Consider the following 15,288-nt stretch of genomic DNA (forward strand, 5'->3'; position numbering starts at 1 on the left):
GCCGATCAGCAGGAGAGCACCAGCGGTGCGGTCCGGGCGGCGGCCACCAGACCGACGTCGCCGCCGTCACCGCCCGACTCCAGAACCGCGAACGCCGCCGCGATCAGCGCGCCATGGGTGCCCAGGCCCGTGATGATCGCTGCGGCGGTCAACAGACGGTAATTGCGGCCGGGGCGGCTCATGAGAGGTGCGGGGGCGGGAGCGGCAGTCACCAAGGGACTATCGCCGCTGCGCCCCCGCCCTGCCAAATGCTTTCCCGGAGGCGGTGGAGACGGTCAGGATTCCGGGACGATGTCCACCAGCCGCACAGTGCTCAGGATCTGCTGGATCGTCGTGTCCGGGAGCTCGTCCTTGACGTTGTCGGCTCCGTACAGGACCCACGACGCGAACTCGCCCTTCTTGTTCTTGAAGGTGAAGGCGATGGTCTTGCCGTCGCTGTCGCACTTCTTCCGCTTCGTGACGTTGGGAGCGGTGGCCGTGACGACTTGGCCGGTCAGACCCGACTTGGTGGTGTACTGCTTGGCCGGCGTGAACTTGATGGTGCTCTGCGGCATGTGCTGCGCGTACGCGGCCCACGCCCAAGTGCCTGCCTCGCTGTGGGCGTTCTTGGCAGCGTCGGTGGCGCCCTGGGCGCCCCTGGTGCCGGCACTGGCGAGGCTCATGTCCTCCTTGGTGCCGTCCTTGCCGGAATCGTCCACGCACCACTGCTTCTGGAAGTACGACGGTGCGGAGAAACCGATGAGCGGCGAGCCGTCGCCCTTCTTGTCGTCCTCGAAGTACGAGAACGTACCGGGGGTGCCGACCTGCCAGTCGCCGGGCACGTCGAACTGTGTGCCCCACTTGGGGTTGGTGACGACCTTCCAGCCGGCGATCAGGGGCTTGGCATCCCCGTCGGTGCCGCGCTGGTTCGCTTCGGGCGAGGACGCGGAACCGGACGGCTCGGCGGGCGCCGACGAGTTCTTGTCGTCGGCGACATCCTTGCCCTTGTTGCCGTCCTTGTTCATCACGACGACGCCGGTGACCACTGCAGCCACGACGACGGCGGTGGCCGCGACGATCGCGATGGCGGTGGTCTTCTTCTTGTTGTTGTCGCCGGGCTGCGGACCACCGGGCGGACCGGGGACCGCGTACTGCGGCACGGTCGGCTGCTGGTACGGGTTCGGCTGCGGGTAGCCGGGCTGCTGGCCCTGCTGTGGATAGCCCGGCTGTTGCCCAGGCTGTCCCTGCTGCTGATATCCCTGCTGCTGATAGGGATTCGGCTGCTGGTACCCCGGCTGCTGATACGGGTTCTGATTCTGGTCCTGCGGGTTCTGCTCGCCCCCGGGCGGCTGCTGTCCTGGCCACATGGCGAGTAACGATAGAGGGGGGATGGCCGGGCTGCTACGCCCGCCCCCGTGAGCGGACGGTGAAGGTGGCGCTCAGTGGACGGGGCATGGGTGCTCCGGGATGGCCAAAGGGATCTACTCATGAGTAACATCTGGTCATGAGTGCTGAACAGATGACCGTCGGCGAGATGCTCGCCGCGACGGTTCCGATGGCCCGGACCCTCAATCTCCAGTTCCTGGAGACGACCGCCGAGCGTGCGGTGGTCCGTCTGCCGGACCAGGCCGACTACCACAACCACATCGGCGGACCCCACGCCGGTGCGATGTTCACGCTCGCGGAGTCGGCGAGCGGTGCGATCGTCATCGCCGCCTTCGGCGACCAGATGTCGCGTGCTGTGCCGCTGGCGGTGAAAGCGGAGATCGGTTACAAGAAGCTGGCCATGGGGGACGTCACCGCAACGGCGACCCTCGGCCGCCCGGTGGCCGATGTCGTCGCCGAACTCGACGAGGGCAAGCGGCCCGAGTTCCCCGTGGTCATCGAGATCCAGCGCGCGGACGGTGCGGTGACCGGTGAGATGACGGTCGTCTGGACGCTGCGTCCGAACGCCTGATCCGGGACGGCTCCGCGATGGGCCGCCGCGCACCCCCTGGGGTTTGAGGGGGCGTGGCGGTCCTTCGTGCTGTTCGGGCTGTCGGCGGGACAGGTAGCATTCCCGCCGTGCGCCGAGGAGTTGGCCGGCGGGCAACGGGACATCAGTACGGGAGGAACCGGCGTTGCACATCCAGGAATGGCTGGAGACCGTCCCCGCGGTCAGCGTTTACGTCCTGGTGGGCGTTGTCATCGGGCTGGAGAGCCTCGGAATTCCGCTGCCTGGCGAGATCGTCCTGGTCAGTGCGGCGCTGCTGGCCGCCGGGCACGACGGAATCAACCCCTGGATCCTCGGTGCCTGCGCCTCGGTCGGCGCGGTCATCGGTGACTCGGTCGGATACGCCATCGGCCGCAAGGGCGGACGGCCGCTGCTCGCCCGGCTCGGCGGGAAGTTCCCCAAACACTTCGGGGAGAGCCAGATCGGCATGGCGGAACGGTCGTTCCAGAAGTGGGGCATGTGGGCGGTGTTCTTCGGCCGCTTCGTCGCGCTGCTGCGGATCTTCGCGGGGCCGCTGGCCGGCGTACTGCACATGCCGTACTGGAAATTCCTGATCGCCAACGTGCTCGGCGGCATCGTCTGGGCCGGTGGCACCACAGCCGTCGTCTACTCGGTGGGTGTCGTCGCCGAGGCCTGGCTCAAGCGGTTCTCCTACCTCGGCCTGGTGGTCGCGGTGCTGATCGGAGTGACCTCGATGCTGGTGCTGAAGAACCGGGCCAAGAAGGCGGCGGCGCGGACGCCGGCCGTCTCCGTTCCCGATGCGGGGACCGTGCCGGCCGCGGACTGACCCGGCAGCGACCGACCGGCAGGGCGGCGGTGACGGCCCGGTCGACCGCCCGCTGTGCCCCTCGGCTCTGTTCCGTTCAGTTTTCGTGCACCTGTCGGTGGGCCCTGGCCAGCTCCACGTAACCCACCGCGTTGAACCTGATGCCTTCGAGCTCCTCCTCGGTCAGCTGCCGCTTGACCTTGGCGGGGACGCCCGCGACGAGCGACCCCGGCGGCACCTGCATCCCCTGCGGGACCAGTGCCTGTGCCGCGATCAGTGAACCGGCGCCGATGCGGGCGCCGTTGAGCACGGTGGACCCCATGCCGACCAGCACGTCGTCCTCGATGGTGCAGCCGTGGAGTACGGCGTTGTGCCCGACCGAGACGCGTTCGCCGACCGTGACGGGGAACCCGGGGTCGACGTGGACGCTGCAGTTGTCCTGGATGTTGCTGTCGGCGCCGATGACGATGGGGCCGCAGTCGGCACGCAGTACCGCGTGGTACCAGACGCTGGAACCCGCGGCCATCGTGATCTCACCGATCACGACCGATGTCGGTGCGGTGAAGGCCTCCGCATCGATGTCCGGCTCCTTGCCGCCCATTCCCGTGATCAACGCCTGCTCTGCCATCGTCCGTTCCTCCGTGCCCCGGTGCCGTGCGGTCGCGGTCGTCCGATCGCAGCAGCTCGGTCGCCGCTGTTCGGTCGCGTCGGAGGAACGGTATGCGACGGGCGGTGGAGCGCCGCCGAGTGGGGTGAACATCACAGGCCGCCGCGGTGATCGAGCCGGGCGCCGCCGACTACCGTGTGCGAGTGCCCAAGAACAGGAACACGTTCTCTTCCCTCGCCGCCTGGCGGAGGCGCGCCCTGTCCCGGGCCGTGCATTGCGGCTGGCGCTGGGTGCAGGAGTCGGGCGCGGTCACCGCGGAACACCCCGGCCGGCTGCGGTTCGGCCGGATCGGCGCAGGCACCCGGCTGGCCTTCCCGCAGGGCACGGTCTTCGGGGAGCCATGGATCGAGCTCGGTGCCCACTGCGTGATCGGTGAACAGGTCACGCTGACGGCCGGACTCATGCCCGACCTGGACCTCGGATCCGAGCCGATCCTGACCCTGGGGGACGGAGTGGTGCTCGGCCGCGGCAGCCATGTCGTCGCCGACACCACGGTGACCATCGGCTCGGACACGTACTGCGGGCCGTATGTCTACATCACGTCCACGAACCACAGTTACGACGATCCGCACGAGCCGGTCGGCAGACAGTGGCCCCGAATGGAGCCGGTCGCCATCGGTCCGGGCTGCTGGATCGGCACCGGAGCGGTGATCCTGCCCGGCGCCACACTCGGGCGCAACGTGGTGGTCGCCGCGGGCGCCGTGGTGCGGGGTGAGGTGCCCGACCGTGCGGTGGTGGCCGGTGCTCCCGCCCGTGTCGTACGCAGTTGGGATCCGGAGAAGGGCTGGCAGCCGCCGCTGCGCACCCCTGCTCCGGTGCCGATCCCCTCGGGCGTCACGCCCGAGCAGTTGCTGGCCCTGGCGGAACAGGGCGAGACACCGGATCCGTCCGGCGACTGAGGGGCGGTGGGGCGCCGGATCCTCAGCCGGTCGCCAGCAGCACCGTACCCACCAGGGCGAGACCGGCTCCGGCCGCCTGCACCCCGCGCAGCCGTTCCTTGAGCACTCCGCGCGCGGCCAGGGCCGTGACCACCGGATAGAGCGAGGCGAGTACGGCGGCCACGGTGACCGGGCCGTGCTGTGCGGCTATCGAGTACGTGCCGTTGGCCGCGACATCCGCGAGCCCGACGCATACCAGGGCGGGCAGTGCGGTCAGCACCACGGTGGCCCCGCCCTCCTCCGGCAGCGCGCGTGCCCCGCGGCGCACCGATACGTACAGGGCGCCGCCGCCCACCGCGATATTGGTGAGGCGCTGGACGAAGAGCGCCAAAAACAGCCCGGTCAACGTCGTGGACGCCTGGGCGATCAGGGACATCACCGACCCGAAGCCGAACGCGGCCACCAGGGTCAGCAGCACCGCCCGGCGCTGCACCGGAGCCCCGCGCAACTGCGGACCACCGGCCAGTACGACGCCCACCACGGCGATGCCGACCCCCGCGAACTGGAGCAGCCCCGGCCGCTCCCCGACGACGATCCCGACGCTCACCGGCACGGCGACACCCAGCGATCCGAGCGGGGAGACGACACCCATCGGGCCGAGTGCCAGGGCCTTGTAGAAGCTCAGCATCGCAACCGGCCCGACGGCGCCCGCCGCGACGGCGAACCAGAGCTGCGGGCCCGCCTCGCTCCATCCGCCGGTCGCGATCACGATGACGCCGAGTACCACGGCCGCGGCGGTCTGCGAGACGACGACCACGGTGAGCGCGGGCATGCGTCGCGTGAGCAGCCCGCCGCCGAAGTCGGCCAGCCCCCAGAGCAGGCTGGTGGCCAGGGCGAACAGTGCTGTCATTGCATGCCTCGCAGTACAGTGCGATGAACGGTTGGGTGCACCACACCGTAGTGCAGTATTTTCGACCCTGTCATCCAAAATATTGGACGGAATGTGTCTGACCTCGATCAGCTCACCCAGTCGCTCGCGCGCAATCTCAAGCGCTGGCGGGGAGAACGCGGCTTCACTCTGGACGCACTCGCCGCCCGTGCCGGGGTCAGCCGCGGCATGATCATCCAGATCGAGCAGGCCCGCACCAACCCGAGCGTCGGCACCACGGTCAAGCTCGCCGATGCGCTGGGTGTCAGCATCACCACCCTGCTCGACTACGAGCAGGGATCACCGGTCCGGCTGGTGCCCGAGAGTCAGGCGGTGCGCATGTGGTCCACGGAGGCGGGCAGTTCCACCACGCTGCTCGTCGGCACGGAGGCCAGAGGGCCGCTCGAACTCTGGTCGTGGCGCCTGATGCCGGGCGACAGCAGCGACTCCGACCCACACCCCGAGGGCACCGTCGAACTGCTCCACGTCACCGCTGGAGAGCTCACCCTGGTCGTCGACGGAACCTCATACCTCGTACCCGCCGGTGGGTCCGCCTCGTTCGAGGCGCATCACCCGCACGCGTACCGCAACGACAGCTCCGAGCCGACCGAGGTCACCATGGCGGTCTCCATCCCGCCCGTACGGTGAGACGGTCAACCGGCCACCCTCGGGACGCTGTTAGCGTTACGCGCATGCGCGCACCCATCGGATCCTTCGAGAATGCCTGCCCGGCGGTCGACCGTCTGGACCTGCTCACCGAGCCCGTCGCCGCCGCCGTGAGCGAAGGCTGGGGCGGTGTCGCCGCCGCGCAGATCATCCATGTCGACACGGATCCGGCCATCGCCGACACGGCGGTCTTCGTCGAACATCACGGCGCGGAACTGCTCGACCGGTCGGCCAACTGCGTCGTGGTGGCGGGCAAGCGCGGCGGCGAAGTGACACTGGCGGCCTGCCTCGTCCTCTCCCACTCCCGTGTCGATGTGAACGGCGCGGTCCGCAAGCACCTGGGCGCACGCAAGGCGTCCTTCGCCCCGATGGACACGGCGGTCGGTGAGACCGGCATGGAGTACGGCGGAATCACGCCGATCGGACTCCCGGCCGCTTGGCCACTGCTGATCGATCCCGCCGTCGTCGACGAGGAATGGGTGCTGATCGGCAGCGGCAGCCGACGGGGCAAGCTCATCGTCCCGGGCAAGGCGCTGGCGGCGCTGCCGGGCGCGGTGGTCGTCGAGGGTCTGGGCGTCAGGGGCTGAGGTTCTCAGCCGTGCGCTCGGCAGAGGGCCTGAACAGGAACTCCGCCCCGATGTGACGGCAGCCAGCGGGACGCGAAGTCTACGGCGTCGGTGAAGCGGAAGAGCCGACTCGTTGATGACCCCACCGGGCCGATGCGGACAGTCGCACCGTTGTCCGAGCGGGCGAAATCCGCTCCCAGGGCCGCGAAGTCGCTGTCGTCCAGCGCGACGTCCTCGTACTCCCACCACTGGCGCCGGCCCCCGGACGTCACCACGCAGCGATAGGTGCGGCGGGGCGGGGCGGGCACCCGGTACTCGCCGAGATGGAATGCGGTGCAGGTGTCGAAACCGGTGCCCAGCAGGAGCACTTGGGCCCGCAGGTCGTAGAGCCGGGCCAACGGGGAGTCCTCGCCGAGATGGCAGTCGGGCCGGTGGCGCGCCACCAGTTTCCGGGCCGAGGGGCCGAGCGCGGCGAAGGATGTCTGCGGGTGGACGCTGCGAGCCGCCCCCGCGGTGAGCCGCACGGCCTCCGCGAGGCGGCCCATCGAGGGTGCGGCCGACGTCGCCGGGTCGAAGGGCGGCATGCTCGCCCGTACGGCGTCCCGGGCCCGGTCGGTGAGACCGCGCACCCGGTCGAGGTAGTGCGGGGAGGTGTCGGAATTCTCCGGCGTGAAGGCCGGGACGACGAGGGTGCCGTGCCCGCCGAGGGCGTCCCGTAACGCAGCGACCACCGTCCCGACCCCGCCGCTCACCGACCCCACCGCACGCATCGACGCATGTACGAGGAGGACGCCGTTCCGCTCCACGCCCAGCTCGGACAGTTGCCCGGCCAGCTCGGTTCGGCTGTGGCGGGCGGTCGGCGCAGTCGTAGTACTCACAGGGGTTCATTCTCCCAGCCGGGCGCCGAGTGTGACACCACGCACATTCGGACGAGAGACGGGCGTGCGGCGGCTACCGGCTCAGCGCGGGAATCTCGATGGCCGGGCAGCGGTCCATGACCATGTCGAGCCCGGCCGCCCGCGTGCGGTCGTACGCCTCGGTGTCGACCACCCCGAGCTGGAACCAGACCGCCCTCGCGCCCGCCGCCACCGCATCGTCGGCCACGCCGCCGGCATGTTCACTGTTGACGAAGACGTCCACCACATCGACCGGGAACGGTATGTCGGCCAGCGAGGCGTAGCCGTCCTCGTCATGGACCCGCTCCGCCTTCGGGTGCACCGGGACCACGCGCTTGCCGAAGCGCTGGAGCACCTCGGCGACGCCGTAGGCCGCGCGCGACCGGTTGTTGGACAGGCCCACCACCGCCCAGGTCTCGCCCGTGTCCCGGAGAATCCTGCGGATCGTCTCTGCGTCTGCGTACATGATCGGCACAACGGACGGCGGCCCCGGACCATTCCCGGGCGGGGCATAGGGTGGCCGGATGCAGGAGCAGTACCGGACAGTCGCCCGAGCGGGCGTGCACGAGACCGAGATCAACAGGTCGCGCTTCATCTGCGCGCTCGCCCCCGCGGCCACCGAGCAGGAGGCGCAGGACTTCGTCGCACGCATCCGCAGGGAACATCCGACCGCCACCCACAACTGCTTCGCCTACGTGATCGGCGCCGACGCCTCCGTGCAGAAGGCGAGCGACGACGGAGAGCCCGGTGGCACCGCGGGCGTACCCATGCTGCAGATGCTGACACGCCGTGAGATGCGCTACGTCGTCGCCGTCGTCACCCGCTACTACGGCGGTGTGAAGCTCGGTGCGGGCGGACTGATCCGGGCATACGGGGGAGTGGTCGGGGAGGCCCTCGACGAACTCGGCACCATCGTCCGGCAGCGGTTCCGCCTTGCCACGATCACCGTCGGCCATGAGCGCGCGGGCAAGCTGGAGAACGACCTGCGAGCCACGGGGCGGAGTGTCCGCGAGGTCCGCTACGCGGAGGCTGTCGTCATCGAGATCGGGCTGCCGGACGCCGATGTCGAGGGGTTCCGCGGCTGGCTGGCGGACGTGACAGCGGGCGAGGCCGAGCTGGAACTCGGCGGCGAGGCCTACGGGGACGCCTGACCGGATCGCCACGTCCCACAGCTGTCCCCGGGCCCCCCGGGTGCTGCCGGGGCCTGATCCGCCCCACGGGACAATGGGCGCATGACCCGACTTCTGACCAGCAGTGATCTTTTGGCCGTCCTCGACCCGGAAGCCTCACTGAAGGCCCTGCGAGAGGGGTTCTGCCAAGCCGATTCCTCGATGGTCACCGGGCAACGCGTGCGCACGGATCTTCCCTTCCCGGGCACGGCGACGGTTCTGATACCCGGGCTGCTGCCGGGCACTGATGCGTACACCGTCAAGGTCAACGCCAAGTTCCCGGGCGCCCGGCCGGCGTTGCGCGGTGTGATCTGTCTGCACAGCGGCCGGGACGGCGAACTCCTCGCCCTTCTCGACTCCGCCACCGTCACGGCATGGCGGACCGGACTGGCCGCTGCGCTCGGTACTCATGTCATCGCCGCTCCCGACCCTGCGGGCGAAGCGGTGCTGGGTGTCGTCGGCGCGGGCGCACAGGCCGAGATCATGGTCCGCGGACTGCGGAGCCTGCGGAGCTTCCGCGATCTCGTGGTGCACGACACCGATCCGGAACGCGCAGCGGAATTCGCCGCCCGGCACCACGGCCGGGTCCTCGGCTCAGCGACCGAAATCGCTGCGGCCGCGGATGTCGTCCTGCTCTCCACCTGGTCACGCACGCCCGTGCTGAGTCTTGCCGACAGCCGAGCCGGACAGCACTTCACCACACTCGGTGCCGATGAACCCGGCAAGCAGGAACTCTCCGCCGACCTGCTCACCGCTTCCCTCCTCGTCGTCGACGACCGTGAGCAGGCCGCGGCGATGGGCGCCCTCGGCGCAGCGGGACTGCCGGCCACTGCCGCGGACGCCACCCTCGGCGAGCTGCTCGGCGGCGCGCACCCCGGCCGCACCTGCGGCACGACCCGTTCCGTCTACGCACCCGTCGGGCTCCCCTGGCAGGACCTGGCCGTCGCCTGGGACGCGTACCGGCAGGCGGAACGGCTCTCGGCCGGAACCCGGATCGATCTTCTCGGCTGAAGTCCCGGCGGCGGTCGGGAGTGGTGGGAGACTGTGGTCGGTGAGGAAACAGGGGCTCACCGGTGTCGACGTGGTCGGTGCGGACGACAAAGGGCCGTGCCGGCCCGGGGTGATCACGGTGCCACGCAGACATGGGCCCCGGGGGTGGAGGAAGAGAACAATGCAGGTCGGAGCCGGCTCTTGAGACTTCTGCACACATCGGACTGGCACCTGGGGCGGTCGTTCCACCGGGTCTCCCTGCTCGAAGCCCAGGTCACGTACCTGGACCACCTGGTGGCGACGGTGCGGGAGCAAGAGGTGGACGCGGTCCTCGTCGCGGGTGATGTGTACGACAGGGCCGTCCCGCCGCTCTCCGCGGTCGAGCTCTTCGACGATGCGCTGCACCGGCTCGCCGCCGCCGGCGTGCCCACCGTGATGATCTCCGGGAACCATGACTCCGCACGCAGGCTGGGCGTCGGCGCCGGCCTGATCGGGCGGGCCGGCATCCATCTGCGTACTGACCCCGCCCGCTGCGCCACCCCCGTCGTCCTGCGCGACGCACACGGCGACGTGGCGTTCTACGGGCTGCCCTACCTGGAACCGGCTCTGGTGAAGGACGTCTTCAAGGCGGAGCGCGCCGGGCACGAGGCAGTGCTGACCGCAGCCATGGACCGGGTACGCGCCGACCTCGCGGGCCGCCCGGACACCACCCGGTCCGTGGTGCTCGCCCACGCCTTCGTCGCGGGCGGCGAGCCCAGCGACAGCGAGCGCGACATCACCGTCGGCGGGGTGGCCGCCGTACCCGCGGGAGTTTTCGACGGCGTCGACTACGTGGCGCTCGGACACCTGCACGGCTGCCAGACCGTCACCGATCGCGTCCGTTACTCGGGCTCACCGCTCGCGTACTCCTTCTCCGAGGCCGCCCACCGCAAGACGATGTGGCTGATCGACCTCGACGCCTCGGGAACGATCGGCGCCGAGCGCATCGACTGCCCGGTGCCCCGTCCGCTCGCCAGACTCCGCGGCCGCCTCGACACCCTCATCGACGACCCCGCGCTGGAGCAGCACCGCGAATCCTGGGTGGAGGCCACGCTCACCGACCCGGTGCGCCCGGTCGAGCCCATGGCCCGCCTCGTCGAGCGGTTCCCGCACACACTCAGTCTCGTATTCGAACCCGACCGGGCCCCCGACGACCCGCTCGCCTCGTACGCACAGCGCCTCAAGGGGCGCGACGACCAGCAGATCGCGGAGGACTTCGTGGCACATGTGCGGGGCGGGTCAGCAGCGGACGAGCGGGAGCGAACGGTGCTGCGCGGCGCCTTCGACCACGTGCGGGTGGACGACAGCGTGCGCGAGGTGAACCGTTGAGACTCCACAGGCTCGGCCTCACCGCCTTCGGGCCGTTCGGCGCCACCCAGAACATCGACTTCGACGCACTGTCCTCGGCCGGGCTCTTTCTGCTGCACGGGCCGACCGGCGCCGGTAAGACCTCGGTCCTCGACGCCGTCTGCTACGGCCTGTACGGCGCGGTGCCCGGCGCCCGCCAGAGCCCCGGCACCTCGCTGCGCAGCGACCATGCCCCGGCAGACCTCCCCACCGAGGTCACGCTGGAACTGACCGTCGGCGGACGGCGCCTCGAAGTCACCCGGCGCCCCGCACAGCCCCGCCCCAAGAAGAAGGGCAACGGCTTCACGACGGAGAAGGCCCAGAGCTGGCTGCGGGAGTACGACCCCGACGACGGCTGGCAGCCGCTGAGCCGCTCGCACCAGGAGATCGGCGAGGAGATCACCCAGCTCATCGGGATGAGCCGGGACCAGTTCTGCCAGGTGGTGCTCCTGCCGCAGGGCGACTTCGCACGCTTCCTGCGCGCCGATGCCGAGGCGCGCGGCAAACTGCTCGGCAGGCTCTTCGACACCCGCCGGTTCGCCGCGGTCGAGGAGCGCCTGGCCGAGCTGCGCCGTGCCGCCGAAGCACAGGTCCGGTCCGGGGACGAACGCATCCTCGCGGTCGCCCAGAGGATCGCCCAGGCAGCCGGACCGGCCTCCCACGAATCGCTGCTGCCCGACACCCAGCCCGGCGAACCGGGGCTCGCGGACGGTGTGCTGGAGTGGGCCGCGACGGCGCGCAGCAGCGCCCGGGAACGGCTCGACATCACCGAGTCCGTACTGGCCATGGCCGAAGGCCGGCAGTCGGCCGCACGCCTGGCCCTCGACAGCGAGCGCGAACTCGCCGGGCTTCAGCAGCGTTACGAGGAGACGCGGCGACGCGCCGCCGCAGTCGAAGCCGGCCGCCCCGACCACGACCGACACCGCGAACGGCTCGCACGGGCCCGAAAGGCGGACCTCGTCGCCCCCGCACTGGAGCTGCGCGACGATGCCGAGCGCGCCTACCGCACGGCCCGCGATGCCCGTGACCGCGCCCGTGCGCTGCTGCCCGACACCCTGGCCGAAGCCGGTGCCGAGCAACTGGCGGAACTGGAGCGACGGCTGCGGCAGGAGCTCGGCGTGCTCGACGCCGCGAAGCGCGCCGAGCGGCGCTGCGCGGAGATCGACGCCGAGCGGGCCGGACTGGAGCGCCAGGCCCGGGCCGATGACGAGCTGATCCACGAGGCGAGAGGCTGGCTGGCCGGCTGGGAATCGACACGCCACGACCTGCGGGCGCGCATCGAGGAGGCCCAGGAAGCCGCCACTCGAGCAGAACAGCTCGCCGGGCGGCTGGAGTCGGCCCGCGCACGGCTGGAAGCGGCCCGCCGCCGCGACGCGCTGGCCATCCGGGCGTCGGCCGCCGCCGAGCGGCTGGCCGCCGCCCGCGAGCAGGCCTCGGGCGCCCACGAGTCGTGGCTGGAGCTTCGCGAACGACGACTGCGCGACATCGCCGCGGAGCTGGCTGCGGAGCTGGTGGACGGCGAGGACTGCAAGGTGTGCGGCTCGGCCGACCACCCCAAGCCCGCCCGCGCGACCGACGGGCATGTCGACCGGGCCACCGAGGAGAGGGCTCTCGACGCGTACCGGCGGGCCGAGGAGGCGCGCACGGAGGCGGACCGGGAGCTCGGGGTCGTACACGAGAAGCACATGGCGGCCCGGGTTGCCGCACAGTCGGCCGTGCCGCAGCCGAGGGACGGCGCCGATGCCGCTGAGCCGGCTGTGTCGGGGCGGATGGCCGGGGTCGCTGCTGCCGAGTCGGCTCCGGCCGGGACGGCAGCGGGGGGTGTCGCCACCGGGTCTGCTGCGCGGCAGCCGGTGGCCGGGGCTGAGGTGATTGCCACCGGTGCGGCCGACTCCGAGCAACCCCTTCCCGGTGTCGCCACCGAGTCCCTCGCCGACCCCACCGTCGCCGGACTCGGCACACTTGTCGACCGGTTGACGCGCATGCATGAGCAGGCGCACCGGACCGCCGCCGGTATGCACGCGGCGCGCGAGGCCCTAGCAGCCGCCGAGCGGGAACAGGCCGAACGCCTTGAGAGCCGGCAGCTGGCCGAGCGCCGGGCTGCGGCCCGCACTTCCCTGCGGGAAGGTCTGGATCGTGAACAGATCGCGCTGGAGGCCGAGTTGGTGACGGCCCGCGGAGAGTCCGGCAGCGTCGCCGAGCACGCCGAGCTGCTGGAGCGCCGGGTCGGTCTGCTTGCCGCGGCCGCCGAGGCGGTACGAGAGGAGGAGACGGCCGCACGGCGCCGCAAGGAGGCCGACGGCCGGCTCGCCGACGCCGCGTTCCGGGCCGGGTTCGACACTCCGCAGGCCGCGGCCGAGACCCTCCTCACCGATGCCGAACAGCGCGAACTCCAGCGTCTCATCGACGCCTGGCAGTCCGAAGCGGCCGCCGTCGCCGACCGTCTCGCCGAGACCGCGCCCCGAGCAGCAGCCGACGGCCCGCGAGCCGAGGTCGATGTCGCGCGGACCGCATACGACATGGCCGAGCGGCAGCTGCGGGACGCTTCCGCGGCACTGGCCGGCGCACGCGAGCGCTGTGCCGAGCTCGACCGGCTGTCGCGCAGCGCCACGGACGAGGTGCGCGGGCTCGGTCCGCTGCGCGAGGAGTACGACCGGGTGGCACGGCTGGCCGGGCTCACCGCCGGTACCTCCGCCGACAACGAACGCAAGATGCGCCTGGAGTCGTACGTGCTCGCGGCCCGGCTCGAACAGGTCGCCGCAGCCGCCACCGCACGGCTGCAGCGCATGTCGTCCGGCCGCTACACGCTCGTCCACTCCGATGCCCGCACCGGAGGCCGCAGGTCGGGCCTCGGTCTGCATGTCGTCGACGCGTGGACCGGCCGCGAGCGCGATACGGCGACACTCTCGGGCGGCGAGACGTTCTTCGCCTCGCTCGCCCTCGCGCTCGGCCTCGCCGATGTCGTCACCGACGAGGCGGGCGGCGTACGGCTGGACACCCTCTTCATCGACGAGGGCTTCGGCAGCCTGGACGACCAGACCCTCGACGAGGTGCTCGACGTACTGGACTCGCTGCGCGAGCGGGACCGCAGCGTCGGCATCGTCAGCCATGTCGCCGATCTGCGCCGCCGTATCCCCGCACAGCTCGAAGTGGTCAAGGAGCGGCACGGATCGGCGGTACGGCACCGCAACACGGGCGAGGTCAGCGGCTGATGGCGCGCCGGGGGAGTGGCGAGGAGTAGACGACGCTCGTGGTCACGGAGCCGAGGGCACCGATCTTCCCCGAGACCTCCTCCAGGTGACTCATCGAGCGTGCGGTGACCTTGAGCACGAAACAGTCGTCGCCGGTGACGTGGTGGGCCTCCACGATCTCGGGGGTCGTATCGAGCAGATCGTGGAACGGCTTGTAATTGCCGTTCGGATAGCGCAGCCGTACGAGAGCGAGAATCGGCAGTCCGAGCCGCTCCGGGTCGACCACCGCGGCGTAACCGCTGATCACCCCGGCCTCCTCCAGTCTGCGCACCCGCTCGGTCACGGCGCTCGGGGACATTGCCACCGCCCGCGCCAACTCGGCGAACGTCACGCGCCCTTCACGTTGCAGGACATCGAGGATGCGCCAGTCGGTGGCATCCGGGGAATAGTCGGTCATGTTCAGGAGACAACAGGGAAATCCCCGGCAGATCAAGAGTTGTGCCGGGGATCCCGTCTTCCCGGGAAGGATCACCGGTCGTAGATTTTTGGACATGACATCGCAGCTCACCGCGACCGCGGCCCACCCCGTCCTCCGCGTCCCGCCGGCCTCCCCGGCCGCGGCGGCCGCCTACTTCGGCGCCTCGCTCGCCTTCCACGCCGACGTCTCCGATGTCGCCGCCGCGATGGCGGCCGACGGCGACCCCGGCTTCGTACTTCTTGATTCGCGGTCCGCCGAATCCTGGGACCAGGGCCATGTCCCCGGGGCGGTCCACCTGCCGACCGCCCTCATTCCCGAGCAGGCCCGGAACCTTCTCGACCCGGCCGTCCCCGTGGTCACGTATTGCTGGGGTCCCGGCTGCAACGGCGGCGCACGCGCCGCGCTGGCCCTCGCGGAACTCGGCTACCAGGTCAAGGAGATGCTCGGCGGCTTCGAGTACTGGGTGCGTGAGGGCTTCGAGTTCGAGACCCGGGAGGGGCGCGAGCGGCGCGACGCCGACCTGCTCACCTCACCGGTCGTCTCCGACGACTGCGGCTGCTGAGCGGCCGGGCCGGACGATTGCCCCCTCCCGGTCACTCCCGCGGGACGTTCCGCCAGGAGTGCCGACAGCAGGAGGGGAGGGGGCGAGAGGCGCGGGTCAGAGCTTGGACAGCTCATCCACGAGATCGTCGAGTCCGAGCGGCCCCTGCGACAGGGCGGCCATGTGCCAGGCCT

The 15,288-nt window shown here is 70.9% G+C and carries 16 protein-coding genes and 1 pseudogene; 10 read left to right on the forward strand and 7 right to left on the reverse strand.

Annotated features, from left to right (window positions below):
* Positions 1-14 precede the first annotated feature (14 nt).
* Together GA0115254_RS11445 and GA0115254_RS11450 are read right to left on the reverse strand one after the other, a co-directional pair.
* Positions 15-182, reverse strand: a pseudogene (locus GA0115254_RS11445) (MFS transporter); the annotation flags it as partial.
* A 93-nt stretch (positions 183-275) separates the two neighbouring features.
* A complete protein-coding gene (locus tag GA0115254_RS11450; protein WP_093895179.1) occupies positions 276-1,346 on the reverse strand; it encodes a DUF8017 domain-containing protein in 1,071 nt (356 codons plus the stop codon).
* A 152-nt stretch (positions 1,347-1,498) separates the two neighbouring features.
* Between GA0115254_RS11450 and GA0115254_RS11455 the strand changes: the two genes are divergently transcribed.
* Positions 1,499-1,936, forward strand: coding sequence for a DUF4442 domain-containing protein (locus GA0115254_RS11455; protein ID WP_093895180.1), 438 nt, complete (start codon positions 1,499-1,501; stop codon positions 1,934-1,936).
* Between the two features lie 163 nt (positions 1,937-2,099).
* Positions 2,100-2,759 carry a DedA family protein gene (locus GA0115254_RS11460; protein WP_093895181.1) on the forward strand — a complete coding sequence of 220 codons (660 nt, stop codon included), beginning with the start codon at positions 2,100-2,102 and terminating at the stop codon, positions 2,757-2,759.
* A 76-nt stretch (positions 2,760-2,835) separates the two neighbouring features.
* Here the strand turns inward: GA0115254_RS11460 and GA0115254_RS11465 are convergent, their stop codons facing one another.
* Positions 2,836-3,366: a gamma carbonic anhydrase family protein gene (locus tag GA0115254_RS11465; protein ID WP_093895182.1), complete on the reverse strand. Its 531-nt coding sequence runs from the start codon at positions 3,364-3,366 to the stop codon at positions 2,836-2,838.
* A 182-nt stretch (positions 3,367-3,548) separates the two neighbouring features.
* Here GA0115254_RS11465 and GA0115254_RS11470 point away from each other — a divergent pair, with 182 nt between their 5' ends.
* Positions 3,549-4,304: an acyltransferase gene (locus tag GA0115254_RS11470; protein WP_093895192.1), complete on the forward strand. Its 756-nt coding sequence runs from the start codon at positions 3,549-3,551 to the stop codon at positions 4,302-4,304.
* 22 nt (positions 4,305-4,326) lie between these two features.
* Here GA0115254_RS11470 and GA0115254_RS11475 read toward each other — a convergent pair whose 3' ends face one another.
* Positions 4,327-5,193: a DMT family transporter gene (locus GA0115254_RS11475; protein ID WP_093895183.1), complete on the reverse strand. Its 867-nt coding sequence runs from the start codon at positions 5,191-5,193 to the stop codon at positions 4,327-4,329.
* A gap of 93 nt (positions 5,194-5,286) precedes the next feature.
* Between GA0115254_RS11475 and GA0115254_RS11480 the strand changes: the two genes are divergently transcribed.
* Positions 5,287-5,859 carry a helix-turn-helix domain-containing protein gene (locus GA0115254_RS11480; RefSeq protein WP_093895184.1) on the forward strand — a complete coding sequence of 191 codons (573 nt, stop codon included), beginning with the start codon at positions 5,287-5,289 and terminating at the stop codon, positions 5,857-5,859.
* Positions 5,860-5,903: 44 nt separating this feature from the next.
* Positions 5,904-6,464 carry a YbaK/EbsC family protein gene (locus tag GA0115254_RS11485; protein ID WP_093895185.1) on the forward strand — a complete coding sequence of 187 codons (561 nt, stop codon included), beginning with the start codon at positions 5,904-5,906 and terminating at the stop codon, positions 6,462-6,464.
* Positions 6,465-6,469: 5 nt separating this feature from the next.
* On the opposite strand, the gene GA0115254_RS11490 is transcribed toward GA0115254_RS11485, so the two are convergent.
* Complete coding sequence (locus GA0115254_RS11490) at positions 6,470-7,321, reverse strand: AAC(3) family N-acetyltransferase (RefSeq protein ID WP_256102509.1); 852 nt, start codon at positions 7,319-7,321, stop codon at positions 6,470-6,472.
* Positions 7,322-7,394: 73 nt separating this feature from the next.
* Positions 7,395-7,805 carry a CoA-binding protein gene (locus GA0115254_RS11495; protein WP_093895194.1) on the reverse strand — a complete coding sequence of 137 codons (411 nt, stop codon included), beginning with the start codon at positions 7,803-7,805 and terminating at the stop codon, positions 7,395-7,397.
* A gap of 58 nt (positions 7,806-7,863) precedes the next feature.
* Here GA0115254_RS11495 and GA0115254_RS11500 point away from each other — a divergent pair, with 58 nt between their 5' ends.
* From GA0115254_RS11500 to GA0115254_RS11515, 4 genes are all read left to right on the forward strand, one after another.
* Entirely contained in the window at positions 7,864-8,490 is a 627-nt protein-coding gene (locus tag GA0115254_RS11500) for a YigZ family protein (protein WP_093895186.1), read from the forward strand.
* 81 nt (positions 8,491-8,571) lie between these two features.
* On the forward strand, positions 8,572-9,519 hold the full coding sequence (locus tag GA0115254_RS11505; protein ID WP_093895187.1) for an ornithine cyclodeaminase family protein: 948 nt from the start codon (positions 8,572-8,574) through the stop codon (positions 9,517-9,519).
* Positions 9,520-9,699: 180 nt separating this feature from the next.
* Positions 9,700-10,866, forward strand: a complete 1,167-nt coding sequence (locus GA0115254_RS11510; protein ID WP_093895188.1) for an exonuclease SbcCD subunit D — start codon at positions 9,700-9,702, stop codon at positions 10,864-10,866.
* Positions 10,863-14,096, forward strand: a complete 3,234-nt coding sequence (locus GA0115254_RS11515; RefSeq protein WP_093895189.1) for an AAA family ATPase — start codon at positions 10,863-10,865, stop codon at positions 14,094-14,096. The genes GA0115254_RS11510 and GA0115254_RS11515 overlap by 4 nt, the downstream gene beginning before the upstream one ends.
* Here GA0115254_RS11515 and GA0115254_RS11520 read toward each other — a convergent pair.
* Positions 14,086-14,532: an Lrp/AsnC family transcriptional regulator gene (locus tag GA0115254_RS11520; protein ID WP_093895190.1), complete on the reverse strand. Its 447-nt coding sequence runs from the start codon at positions 14,530-14,532 to the stop codon at positions 14,086-14,088. The genes GA0115254_RS11515 and GA0115254_RS11520 overlap by 11 nt on opposite strands.
* A 94-nt stretch (positions 14,533-14,626) precedes the next feature.
* On the opposite strand from GA0115254_RS11520, the gene GA0115254_RS11525 reads away from it, so the two are divergent.
* A complete protein-coding gene (locus tag GA0115254_RS11525) occupies positions 14,627-15,115 on the forward strand; it encodes a rhodanese-like domain-containing protein (protein WP_093895191.1) in 489 nt (162 codons plus the stop codon).
* Positions 15,116-15,288 lie beyond the last annotated feature (173 nt).

Source organism: Streptomyces sp. Ncost-T10-10d (assembly GCF_900091955.1).
Taxonomy (GTDB): domain Bacteria; phylum Actinomycetota; class Actinomycetes; order Streptomycetales; family Streptomycetaceae; genus Streptomyces.

Coding starts and splice junctions, on each gene's coding strand:
- GA0115254_RS11475 (WP_093895183.1), bottom strand. CDS start 5,193: ATGACAGCACTGTTCGCCCTGGCCACCAGCCTGCTCTGGGGGCTGGCC.
- GA0115254_RS11500 (WP_093895186.1), top strand. CDS start 7,864: ATGCAGGAGCAGTACCGGACAGTCGCCCGAGCGGGCGTGCACGAGACC.
- GA0115254_RS11520 (WP_093895190.1), bottom strand. CDS start 14,532: ATGACCGACTATTCCCCGGATGCCACCGACTGGCGCATCCTCGATGTC.
- GA0115254_RS11495 (WP_093895194.1), bottom strand. CDS start 7,805: ATGTACGCAGACGCAGAGACGATCCGCAGGATTCTCCGGGACACGGGC.
- GA0115254_RS11455 (WP_093895180.1), top strand. CDS start 1,499: ATGACCGTCGGCGAGATGCTCGCCGCGACGGTTCCGATGGCCCGGACC.
- GA0115254_RS11505 (WP_093895187.1), top strand. CDS start 8,572: ATGACCCGACTTCTGACCAGCAGTGATCTTTTGGCCGTCCTCGACCCG.
- GA0115254_RS11485 (WP_093895185.1), top strand. CDS start 5,904: ATGCGCGCACCCATCGGATCCTTCGAGAATGCCTGCCCGGCGGTCGAC.
- GA0115254_RS11450 (WP_093895179.1), bottom strand. CDS start 1,346: ATGTGGCCAGGACAGCAGCCGCCCGGGGGCGAGCAGAACCCGCAGGAC.
- GA0115254_RS11465 (WP_093895182.1), bottom strand. CDS start 3,366: ATGGCAGAGCAGGCGTTGATCACGGGAATGGGCGGCAAGGAGCCGGAC.
- GA0115254_RS11525 (WP_093895191.1), top strand. CDS start 14,627: ATGACATCGCAGCTCACCGCGACCGCGGCCCACCCCGTCCTCCGCGTC.